Origin of the sequence: Vibrio breoganii (assembly GCF_024346795.1) — a bacterium.
Taxonomy (GTDB): Bacteria; Pseudomonadota; Gammaproteobacteria; order Enterobacterales; family Vibrionaceae; genus Vibrio; species Vibrio breoganii.
Window position 1 is genome coordinate 1,073,073 of the sequence record NZ_AP024865.1, and the last position, 11,682, is coordinate 1,084,754.

Consider the following 11,682-nt stretch of genomic DNA (forward strand, 5'->3'; position numbering starts at 1 on the left):
GTGACTGTGGCACCTCAGCTGTTCTGATTCCAAAGAGAATAGTTGGGGTCGTGTTGCTCACCCCAACTATCGTCTTGACGCGCTTCTAGATAGAGTTGTAGTCCGTGATAGAGCGCAAAGGCAGCAACGCCACCTAAGTGCTCATGTTCATCAAAGAACGCATCTTCACACTGCTGCAATTCAACAAGATCACCAATGTCTCGCCTCATAGCCCAAGCTATAGCCTCTGGCTGCACCTGCTCATTACCGAGAGTAACCACAGAAATACTCTCAACGTTGATATCCTTTAATCCAGATCGATGCTCGGGTTGCCTTAGCATTTCCGCGCGGTCAAACTCTTGCTCGCTAATCTCTGCAAGCACTTCACCGGCCATTCGCTTACTGATAGAAGGGTGAAGGCGCGCCACTCTCAAAGCATAAGCGAAGCGATCTTGCCCCAGCAATGAGACTAATCCATCGATGAGGTATTTATTCAAAGACTCCGCTTTTTGATAAAACTCTACTGCGGCGTCAAAGTTAATAAAACGCGTTCCATCAAAGTCATAGCCGTAGCTGTCATCAATAATATCCAGAGGCACTCCATTAATGGCAAGGGGCCAGCCAGAAAAGTCCACACGTCCTTTCGCGATCTCATACATCATCCAAGCGCTATCGGTAAAACCCTTGAAAGAGGTCCCCTCTAACGTGGTTTCTTCCAGTTCTTGCTTAGTCCAATTCACGCCAATACCAAGGTGCTTTGCATAGCGCTTCATCAATGCGTTATTCACCTGAAGCTGCAGACCCCAAATAGAATCTGTGATGCAAGACGACGCAATAACTTTACACTCACGACACGCAGGGAGTTGCAAAGGCACGTGTGCAAGATAGGGTGAAGCCACCTTAGGAAATTGCACGCTATCATTACTTGGTTCGGCGCAAAACCAACAGGTGTGGCGATGATTAAAGGGAACATCAATAGGTTCGTAATTCAACATTAAGCGTTTTCCATAACCTTGCGTAGGGTCTGTACAAGGTTCTCTTCTAAAATGGGTTTCACTATTACGGCATTAGCCCCAGCGACTAAGAATGCGTCTGCCGTTGACTGGTAGCCGTCTGCGGTACAAGCGATAATTGGAGTCGATAAGTGCAATTCGTTACGTAGCTTCTCAGTCGCCTCGATACCATCCATGTTCGGCATTTGGTTGTCCATTAGGATGAGATCATAGTGATTATCTTGGGCTTTTTCGATAGCTAGGATACCATCTGTTACCCAATCAAAAACTAAGCCGTGTTTCTTGCCTAAGGCTTGAATAACAAAGGCGTTGGTGTTGTTATCCTCAACCAAGAGCACCTTCACCTCACCCTCAAAGACAAAAGGGAGCTCTTCTTGTGCTTCTGGCAGGGCTTGCTTTCGCTCTACGGTAAGAATTGGCATAGTAATAGAGAAGCGACTGCCATTACCTAACTGGCTTTCAACATTGATTTTACCCTCAAGGTACTGAACCAGGCTTTTAACAATGCTCAAGCCTAAGCCGCTGCCACCATATTCTCGGCTAATATGAGTATCCGCTTGGGTAAATGATGAGAAAATACTATCAAGGTTATCTTTAGCAATACCAATACCGGTATCCGTCACCGAGAAATAAAGCTCTCCTCTATCCGCTAAGCGATTACGTAATTCAACATCGACAACCACCGCTCCTTTGGTAGTGAATTTGATGGCGTTGGTCAGTAGGTTGAGGAAGATCTGCGTTAGCCTCATTTGATCACTTCGCACCGTTACATCGTCATCAAAGTTCTTATTTACGGCAAACTTCAAACCCTTCTGTAAACAACTCGGCTCTGCAAAAGACTCTATGGTTTCTAAGGTTTGATTCAGGGAAAACTCAGAATACTCAATAACGACTCCGCCCTTATCTATCCGCGAGAAATCGAGAATATCGTTGAGTAAGTTCAGCAGATGCTCACTGCTTTTATGCAGCACATAAGTTTGTTGTTTCTGCTCGTCAGAAATCGCCCCTTGCTTAAGAAGCTGCGCCATCCCCAAGATACCGTTTAGTGGCGTTCTTATCTCATGACTCACTTTAGCCAAAAATTCAGCGCGAGCTACAGCGGTTTGTTCCGCTTCTTGCCTAGCGCGTTCACTTTGGCGCTCAGCTTCAATAAACTGAGTAATGTTTTTGCCTTGGACGACCAGTGTTGGCGAAGCACCATCGACCAAAATTGGCGCGATACTCCAGCGGTAAATCTGCTCTCCTACGTGCGTATCAACCTCTGCGTTTTGCTGGGTTTGCAACACACAGTCAAAATGGGTATCGAGCTCTTTCTTAAGAGCCGCCGCTCCCCTGTCATTAGCGAATGCCTCTATAGCAGCAGGGTTTAGCTCTAGAACCTGCTTGTCGCTATTAAGCAGTGCCGTAGGCAATAATGAAAACTCAAACAGGTTTTTAAACGAGGTTTCTTTTTGTTTTTCACGTCGAATACTGGCCTGAAGGGTATGCCCTAAACGGTCAAATTCAATAATGTTCGAGCCTTTAAAAGAGATAGTTTTCTTAGCGCTATCAAAGCTGTCGGCTAAATACATCACCCCTTTGATTTCTCTTTCTACTCTGCGTTGCACTATTTGAGTGATGATGACTGCCGAAGCGGTTATAGCAAACAACGCCAGCATTAATGAGGCAGCAAAGCTGATCTCAACCCTATCTAGCTTACTGGTGTTTTGCACAAAAACCGCCTTTACAGGCGTAAGCACACCCCCCACAATCACATCAACTTGACTGATCATTTCAGAGTCATATTCAGTCTGGTCTTCAAGCCTGAATGATGAATGTTGCTCTAGAAGCTTAATCATCTTTGGAGAGGAAGCGGCAATCACCTCTCCATTTTCTACCAGCATGAGGTCATTGATATTACTATCTATAACTACATTGCGAATGAGCCTAAGATTGTTATCAAGCACTAAAACCACAAAATAATAACCGATCAACTCGCCACTCTCAGGGTTGATGAGCGGAGAACGGCGAATCATAGTGTGCTTGTTGCCAAGGCTTGTAGACGGGACCAAAAAGTACCAACTATTACTGAAATCAATTTCATTGGCCAAGGCCTTTAAATGATGATGACCAAAGCCATAGAATGCCGCATTCCCGTCATCCCATGCCAGCCCCCCATAGCGATACATAAATCTAAGGTCGGCAGCCCCGTCAGGGTCAAACTCCTCGAGCTCTAGCATGTAATTATCAACTGCGCGATATTGCTCAGAATCAAACAGCTCGATTAGAGTGCGGGACTTCGAGGATATATCCTGAGTCACCTGGATCGTTTGCAAACGATTTTCCATCAGCTGCTTCACCACGCGAGCGGTCTGATTAAAATTTCGCTCAAGCTCAGTCTCAAAGGTCTTGGTGCTAAGCTGATAGTTGTAAAAGAAAAAACCTAAGATCACTACAAACCAAGATACCCATGCAACGCGGATAATCTGAGTGGTCAGTGATATCTTTCTATCGACTACTTTCATGCTTACCTATTGGAATATCGGAATGCTTTGAGTTTCAAGGCTTCTGCTAGACTGGGTTCGTCATTTTTGGTGAACACTTGATATTCTCCCGAATACACCAAAGGCACCGGATCATTTTGCAGATCAAGTTTGATGGCTTCTGCCATTGCCAGCCCCGTGTCATCATTCATTCTCACTACGGTAAAATCCAGCAATCCACTCTGCACAGCCGCAATCTCTGAGCCACCACCCCAACCGTTGACAGCGATGTCTTCTCTACCTAGTTCAGACAGCGCATCGGTCACACCAAACGCTATATCTGTTGAGCTGGCATAGATAAAGTCTAGGTCGCTCTCCTGCTCAATCATCGACATAGTTGCCTGATACGCAGTCTCCCGATTAGCTTTGGTAAAGTACGCTCGTTTTAACGCATACTCCCCATCGTCTTTTAAGTACTTAACAAAGGTGTCTCCTCGAGCTTCACTAATATAGCCGGGGGAAAAATAAACCAAGCCGTAATCCGCAGAATCAGGAAACATTTTCTTGTATTCGTTAGCTAATAATTGAGTGCCTCTAATATGGTCAAAGCCCACGTACATTAGAGGTTGTTTCTCCCCCCAGCGCTTAATAGGAGTTGTAATATTCAGAAGAATCAATTTGGTGTTGGGGTTGTTCATTACACTCTCCGCAAACTTCTTGTGTCTGCTTGTATCAAGAGTAAAGACCAAATAGTCAGAATTGTTTTTTAGTACCTGTTGCAGGCTTTCACTTTCTTGCCGGTAGTCCAAATTAGGACGCGAAGAGTATTTATTCAGCTCGTATTCGATACCGAGCTCCTGCAACCTAAGTTCTAGGGTCTTAATATTGCGCCACCAAAAGTCGGATAGCTGTGAACCAGGATAAACGATATCGATTTTAACTGGGCGCTGCTGTTTTATAGCTAAAGGAACAGGCGCTTGATATATACGCTTCTCCATTTCTTCGGTTAATTTTTTTTGTTCAGGATGCTCGTCCAAATACAAGTCATACTCCCAATACTCGCGAAGTATTACGTTGTCGGCAAAACATTGAAAAGCAGAAAATGACAGCAGCGCCCCTATCAGCAATAGCTTCATAACGTTAGCCCCTCAAGAGCGATAGGTTCTCCAGCCACTAAACGTTCTTTGTGCTGTTTACTCAATTGCTTGATTTTGTATTCCAATTTCAATGCCTGTGACTTGTTCTCAACATTTGTAGACCACTCTAGAGTCAAAGGCCCTTTGCCTTTAAGTGCCTTCGCGCCAGTTCCATTCGCATGTTGCGAGAAACGGCGTTCAAGGTCATTCGTCACCCCGCAATACAGTGCGTTGTGACGATTTCGAATTAAGTAAACAAACCACTCACTCATGGCTTTATTGCTCAGAGTACTGACTCAATCAGGGCTCTAAGCTCAGCCACTTCAGATTTTAATGACGCCACCTCTTGCTCTAATGCTTCTAGCTTCTCTGCTGTAGGTGTTTTCACTGAAGAAACTGGCGTAGCGGTTGCTAACGCTTCGATATCCACCTCACCACAAAACAGATGCTGATAACGAGATTCACGCTTACCTGGTTCTCTTGGCAACTTAACTACAATCGGAGTATCTAGGTTTGCTAGCTTATCTAGAGTCGCTTCTACTTCTTTTACATCCGCAAACTGAGCCAAACGGTTGGTACGAGTACGGATTTCACCTGGGGTCTGCGCACCGCGCAATAGCATCACACACACAATGCCCTTCTCTTGAGCAGAAAACTGTAGGTCTCCGAATTCTGTATTACAGAATCGATGACGATACTTAGCAGTGCGGCTGTTGAAGCTACTTTCATCATTCACAAGGCGACGGTCAGTTAAGGCATTGATGCCATCAAGCACCTCTGCATCACTAAGCTCCATCACTGGATCACGATTGCTCTTTTGATTACACGCCGTGGTTAAACTGTTTAGGCTCAAAGGATAGTAGTCTGGGGTCGTAACTTCTTTTTCGATAAGGCAGCCAATAATACGAGCTTCTAGAGGGGATAATTGCAATAACATTCTTAGGATCCATCTTCATGTTTCATTTAGTAAGATTGTATGCAAGTATTGACTAGGTTGCGATAGCAAGCATATGAATTAATGTTTGTTTTGCTCTCAATGCAGAAAAAGCAGGCAGCAGTCTTCAGAGCTTGATCTACACACTGTATGTTTGCCAAAGCTTATGGTTTAATTTCCTAAGTTTAATATTGGTTCTAAAGGATAGAAAATGAACAACGTATATGAAATTGTTAATTTAGCTCGTCGCAAAAATAAGCTTAAGCGCGAAATCCTCGACAACGAAAAGAAAATTCGTGATAACCGCAAGCGTGCTGACCTGCTAGACAACCTGATGGATTACATCAAGCCAGATATGACTCACGATGAGATCATTATGATCGTGAAAAACATGAAAGCTGACTACGAAGACCGTGTAGATGATCACATCATCACAAGTGCTGAAATCTCGAAAACTCGTCGTGAAATCAGCCGTAAGATTCGTGAACTGACAGAAGAAGACAAGCAAGTACACGGCAAAAAATAGTCGCTACTGTTAGATAGAATGACAAGCGCGAGCCTTTAATTAAGGCTCGCGTTTTTTATTTCTATACACACCTCTCAATAACTCTCCCCTCTTATCGCAGTTACATAAAATTAACATATACTTTCAGCAAGCTAACCTATTGGAATCTCGCTGATTTACTGCAATGTATCGTCAATTTTTGCTGATATTGATTTTGTTTGTCTGCACCCTAGTATTGGGCGGACGATGGGTGTGGAACGAAACCAAAGACGAATTAATTAGCCAACAAAAAACACACATTGAAAAGCTCTCGCAATACATCACCAGCGAGCTGGATAAATTCAGTCATATCCCCGAGTTAATCTCAAAAGACAAAGAATTAATCAACGCACTGCTGACACCCAAGAACAGCGCTCAAATAGAGATCACTAACCGTTATTTGGACCATGTTAACGAAGTCGTCTCAGCAGCCGATACCTACCTGTTAGATTCCTATGGCACCACCATTGCAGCCAGCAATTGGTTTTTAGAACGCTCCTTTATTGGCAAGAATTTCGCCTTTCGTCCCTACTTTAAGGACGCCATACAAGGCCGAGAGAGTGAGTATTTTGCTCTTGGTTTAACCTCTGGATTGAGGGGATATTACTACGGGTTTCCAGTTGTCTATGCGGCGGAAATTATTGGTGTAGTGGTAGTAAAAATGGAGCTATCCGCTATTGAGTCTACGTGGCAGCAAAGCCAAGGAGCGTTTATTGCCACCGATGATAACAACATCATATTTATGTCCAGTGAGCCTTCTTGGCTCTTCAAAAGCCTGACCAACCTACCTGAAGATACCCTTACACAAATCAAGCAGAGTCGGCAGTACTTAAATGCTGATATCGAGCCCTTAAATGCCACTGGCGATCTTACGGTTTCACCTAGCCTACTTAACCTAAAAGACAACAATACCAAGGGTGAGTTTCTTACTCTCGTTGAGCGTTTTCCAAGAGCCAAATTAAACCTCAGAAGCTTAGTCTCCACTAAGCATCTGTACTGGTCGCTGATCAATTTCGCTGTTATCGTCGCATTAATATTTGGTGTCTTGTCCCTACTGCTATTGCTGGCAAGACATAGGCATTTGAAGCATCAACAAATAGACCGAATACAAGCAGAAGCAAAGCAAAAGCTTGAGTTTCAAGTACTGGAGCGTACCGCTGAATTGCAGGTGGAGGTTCGCCAACGTACAGAGGCAGAGCAGCAACTAATAAAAACCCAAGGTGAACTCATCCAAGCTGCAAAACTGGCACTGTTGGGCGAGCTGTCCACCAGCATCAGTCATGAGCTCAACAACCCCCTCGCCGCTATTCGAAGCTATGCCGATAACGGCGCTCGTTACCTAATCAAAGGCAACAGTGAGCAAGCATCCGAGAACTTTTCAAAGATCACTCAACTCACTCAACGAATGGCAAATATCAGCCAGCAACTGCGCTCCTTTGCTAAAAAATCGGATAACACCGACCTCACCTACATAGCATTAGATCCTGTGCTGTTCTCCACCAAAGCACTGCTCAACCCACAGCTCAAATCTCTTAATATCAACCTTATTGAGGCCGAACCCTCTTCCTACTCGGTATTGGCGAATCCAATTCAACTGGAGCAAGTACTGGTCAATCTTCTCACCAATGCGATGCAAGAGATTAAGGATCTGGAAGAGCCCAAACTGACCATCTCTCTAGAAGACAGCTCTGATGGTTGGCTATTCATACACATAGATGACAATGGCGCCGGTGTAGAAGAGCAAAAAATTGCGCGCCTGTTCGAGCCTTTCTTTACCACTAAGGACAATGGGCTGGGTCTAGGGCTCTCCATCTCACGGCAGATCATCGATAGCTTTGATGGTCATTTGCAGTATGCCCCAAGCCCCCTTGGCGGCGCTCGATTCACTATTTCACTACTCACGGCTAAGGACTAGTTATGTGCCACGCTTTCATTATCGACGACGAGCCAGAGATCCGCTCAGCATTAAAGCAAAGCTTCGAGCTAGAGGGCATTGAAGCCCAGTTTTATGAAAATGCCGAGTTAGCCTTGCAAGCCTTGGAGACCACACTCCCTCACGTCATCATCTCGGATATTCGTCTTCCGGGTTTATCGGGTTTAGATCTGCTGGAGGGTCTCAATAAGCAACACCCTGAGCTGCCTATTATTCTGATTACCGGCCATGGGGATATTTCTATGGCGGTAGAGGCGATGCATAAGGGGGCTTACGATTTCATAGAAAAGCCCTTTGCCACCGACAGATTGCTAGATACCACCAAGCGAGCCATTGAAAAACGCCAGCTCACCATAGAGAACCAGCGCCTTCGAAACTCGTTGAAGGCCAGCCAAACACTCGGGCCACGCATCATTGGCGATACCTCGGCAATACTGCACCTCAAAGAGACGATTACTCATATTGCCGATACCTCAGCGGACATCCTTATCTTTGGCGAAACCGGAACGGGTAAAGAGCTAGTCGCACGCTCTTTGCACGAACAAAGCGGTCGCCGAGATAATAACTTTGTCGCGGTGAACTGCGGGGCTATCCCAGAAAACCTTATCGAGAGTGAGCTTTACGGCCATGAAAAAGGCGCCTTTACGGGGGCGGAATCTCGGCGTATTGGCAAGCTTGAACATGCGCAAAACGGCACGCTATTTCTTGATGAGATAGAGTCGATGCCAATGCAGGCACAAATAAGATTGCTACGGGTTCTTCAAGAGCGCGCCATTGAGCGCGTCGGCTCAAACTCCCTTATCCCAATTGATATTCGCGTTATCGCCGCAACAAAAGTGGACCTCAAACAGGCCGCTCAGCAAGGCAGTTTCCGCGAGGATTTATACTATCGTCTGAATGTTGTCACCCTAGAGCTTCCCCCTTTGAGGGAGCGAAAAGAAGACATTGCGACCCTGTTCCACCACTTCCTACTCGTTGCCGCCTCACGCTATGGTAAAACCTCGCAGGCATTGAGCTCTCAAGATCTAAGCTTGCTGCTCAATCATGATTGGCCGGGTAATGTGCGAGAGCTGAGAAATATGGCAGAGCGCTTTGTACTGTTAGGTCGACTGACACTTGAGAATTCAAGTACCAATGAAAAGTCAGACCTGAGCTTAGCGGAGCAAGTGGCGGAGTTTGAAAAGTATACCTTGGAGCAAGCACTGACTGACAATCACGGTAGTATCAAGCAGACAATGGAAACGCTGCAACTTGCGCGTAAAACCCTTTACGACAAGATGCAGCGTTATCAACTCGATAAAGACAACTTTAAAGCCGACTAGCGAGTCACTATCTCCGGCCCCATGAGCAGGGTCGGAAGCCAAGTGGATACCCAAGGTACGTAAGTCACAATGATGAGGAACAAGAACATCACGCCTACCCAAGGTAGAGCGGCTTTCACGACCCCTAGCATTGACATCTTGGCCACCCCGGCGGTGACAAATAAGTTGAGCCCCACCGGCGGTGTAATCATACCTATCTCCATGTTCACCACCATCATGATCCCCAAGTGAATAGGGTCAATGCCTAAAGCGATAGCTATCGGGAACACTAGAGGTGCAACGATAATCAATAGCCCTGATGGCTCCATGAACTGACCGCCAATCAACAGCAAGATGTTCACAACAATCAAGAAAGTAATAGGCCCAAGACCTGCTGATAGCATGGACTCTGTAATTAACTGAGGAATACGCTCTTCTGTCAGTACGTGCTTTAATATCAATGCGTTAGCAATGATAAATAGCAACATAATGGTCAGCTTGCCCGCCTCGAATAATGTGTCTTTAGTATCCTTGTGAACAAAAGTCTGTACCACCTTTAGCAGTAAAGGTTTCTTGTTGGACTTGTCCGCAAACGGGCCCATGTCTTTGTAGACAAAATTAGCAATCAAGAACGCATACACAGCGGCAACCGCAGCCGCCTCCGTTGGTGTAAACACCCCGCCATAGATACCGCCAAGAATAATCACAATCAGCAATAAGCCCCAGCTGGCATCCCTTGCAGCTGCGCCAATCTCTCCCCAACCGGCAAAAGGTTGCGCAGGCAGGTTTTTAATTCTTGCGGCAATGTAGATAGCAATCATCAACATCACACCGGCTAACAGACCCGGAATCACGCCACCTAAGAACATGCGCCCCACCGAGACATCAGTTGCTGCGGCATACACCACCATAACGATGGAAGGCGGAATAAGAATACCGAGCGTACCCGCGTTACAAATTACCCCTGCAGCAAACTCCTTGGTGTAGCCATTCTTCACCATGCCCACAATAACCAGACTACCGATAGCCACAACGGTCGCCGGAGATGAGCCCGACAGTGCCGCGAACATCATACACGCCACAACCGACGCCATGGCCAATCCGCCTCTAAACCAGCCGACTAAGGCAATCGCAAAGCGAATGATACGACGCGCTACCCCGCCTGTAGACATAAAGCTGGATGCCAGAATAAAGAAGGGAATCGCCAACAGCGTGTAGTGCCCTTCAAAGGCGTTAAACAAGGTTTGTGCAACCGACGCTAATGAGGCATCAGAGTGAATCATCAAAAATAGAATACTGGCTAATCCAAGCGACACGGCGATTGGCACGCCAATCAGCATGAACAGGATAACCATGACAAACAATCCCAAAACAGCCATCGTCTAATCTCCCTTTTCAGCGATGTTAGCGCTGTCACGTTTTAGTTGTTCTAGTTCTTCTTCGGCCTCATGACCTGCAATTAAGCGATCCGCTTTTCCGGTAAAGATGCGCACTGCGGCTTGAACAAATCTAAAGGTGAGCAATCCCATCCCAATAGGCAGAGCCATGTAAGGGATCAGTCGCGGAAGCTTTTCATAGCGCTCCCCCTCATTGAGCCAGTCCGACATAAACTGGAAAATTTCAGGCATAGGGATATCGTCGGTTTCATACCATGCTCTGTCCGTTGCAAATGGATACCAGTAGTTCCAAGAACCCACTAGCAGTAGCAGTGCAAAAGCCAAGCAACAGACAACGGACAGCATAGCGCAGGCCTGTCTCGCTCTATCCGGTAGGATGTTGATAAACGCATCCACCCCAATATGAAAATGTTTCTTTACGCCATAAGACGCGCCAACTAATACCAGCCAAGCAAACAAGAAAACGGTCAGCTCCAATGCCCACAAGATGTTGTCATTGAACACGTAGCGCATGACCACATTGGCAAAGGTCAGCAGTGTCATGGTGCCAAGAAAAAAGGCGACCAAGGTTTCTTCAATTTGATCAGTAACCCGACCAATTCGATCCCAAGTAGATTCGGTTTGATGATTATCGTTCATCGTGTAGTACTCACATCCGTTGTACGAGAGGTAATCACACCTAAAACAAGTACTGCTTATTAGGGTCTGTTGACCTTTTGAGGTTATTTTTGTAGCGATTTGTTGGGTATTAATACAAGGCAGTCGCTTTTAGGTGTGGTGGTTCCACATGAAAAGTGACTAACGCGGTAGAAATGCCCAACAAAGCGCTACCCGAAGGGCTCGTCCAGAACCCATTTACTCATCGTTGAGCGACTTTTGCTTAGATGACTAGGCGGCAAGTCCCTCGCCTTGATTAAATGACTTCTGGTCGAGCAAAATTTAATCGCAAAAGGTCAACAGACCCTAGTTCGATCTAGATTTCT

The 11,682-nt window shown here is 45.9% G+C and carries 10 protein-coding genes; 3 read left to right on the forward strand and 7 right to left on the reverse strand.

Annotation, left to right across the window (positions count from 1 at the left end; translation table 11 throughout):
* Positions 1 to 14: 14 nt before the first annotated feature.
* Genes OCU35_RS17790 through OCU35_RS17810 form a run of 5 tightly spaced genes read right to left on the reverse strand, consistent with a single transcriptional unit; the run spans position 15 to position 5,527 of the window.
* Complete coding sequence (locus OCU35_RS17790; protein ID WP_261826114.1) at positions 15 to 974, reverse strand: hypothetical protein; 960 nt, start codon at positions 972 to 974, stop codon at positions 15 to 17.
* A complete protein-coding gene (locus tag OCU35_RS17795; protein WP_261826115.1) occupies positions 974 to 3,496 on the reverse strand; it encodes a LuxQ periplasmic sensor domain-containing protein in 2,523 nt (840 codons plus the stop codon). The genes OCU35_RS17790 and OCU35_RS17795 overlap by 1 nt, the downstream gene beginning before the upstream one ends.
* A 2-nt stretch (positions 3,497 to 3,498) precedes the next feature.
* Positions 3,499 to 4,590, reverse strand: coding sequence for a substrate-binding domain-containing protein (locus OCU35_RS17800; RefSeq protein WP_261826116.1), 1,092 nt, complete (start codon positions 4,588 to 4,590; stop codon positions 3,499 to 3,501).
* Positions 4,587 to 4,862, reverse strand: coding sequence for a GIY-YIG nuclease family protein (locus OCU35_RS17805; protein ID WP_102542332.1), 276 nt, complete (start codon positions 4,860 to 4,862; stop codon positions 4,587 to 4,589). The genes OCU35_RS17800 and OCU35_RS17805 overlap by 4 nt, the downstream gene beginning before the upstream one ends.
* 11 nt (positions 4,863 to 4,873) lie before the next feature.
* Complete coding sequence (locus tag OCU35_RS17810) at positions 4,874 to 5,527, reverse strand: YceH family protein (RefSeq protein WP_017029876.1); 654 nt, start codon at positions 5,525 to 5,527, stop codon at positions 4,874 to 4,876.
* Positions 5,528 to 5,735: 208 nt separating this feature from the next.
* Here OCU35_RS17810 and OCU35_RS17815 point away from each other — a divergent pair, with 208 nt between their 5' ends.
* The 3 genes from OCU35_RS17815 (at position 5,736) to OCU35_RS17825 (ending at position 9,323) form a co-directional block, all read left to right on the forward strand.
* On the forward strand, positions 5,736 to 6,050 hold the full coding sequence (locus tag OCU35_RS17815; protein ID WP_017029875.1) for a DUF496 family protein: 315 nt from the start codon (positions 5,736 to 5,738) through the stop codon (positions 6,048 to 6,050).
* 163 nt (positions 6,051 to 6,213) lie between these two features.
* Complete coding sequence (locus OCU35_RS17820) at positions 6,214 to 7,983, forward strand: sensor histidine kinase (protein ID WP_102426884.1); 1,770 nt, start codon at positions 6,214 to 6,216, stop codon at positions 7,981 to 7,983.
* Between the two features lie 2 nt (positions 7,984 to 7,985).
* On the forward strand, positions 7,986 to 9,323 hold the full coding sequence (locus OCU35_RS17825; protein WP_017242972.1) for a sigma-54-dependent transcriptional regulator: 1,338 nt from the start codon (positions 7,986 to 7,988) through the stop codon (positions 9,321 to 9,323).
* On the opposite strand, the gene OCU35_RS17830 is transcribed toward OCU35_RS17825, so the two are convergent.
* Positions 9,320 to 10,681 (reverse strand): TRAP transporter large permease, encoded by a 1,362-nt coding sequence (locus OCU35_RS17830; protein ID WP_017242973.1) that lies wholly within the window; start codon positions 10,679 to 10,681, stop codon positions 9,320 to 9,322. The two genes, OCU35_RS17825 and OCU35_RS17830, sit on opposite strands and share 4 nt — an antisense overlap.
* Before the next feature lie 3 nt (positions 10,682 to 10,684).
* Positions 10,685 to 11,338 (reverse strand): TRAP transporter small permease, encoded by a 654-nt coding sequence (locus OCU35_RS17835; RefSeq protein WP_261826117.1) that lies wholly within the window; start codon positions 11,336 to 11,338, stop codon positions 10,685 to 10,687.
* Between the last annotated feature and the right edge of the window lie 344 nt (positions 11,339 to 11,682).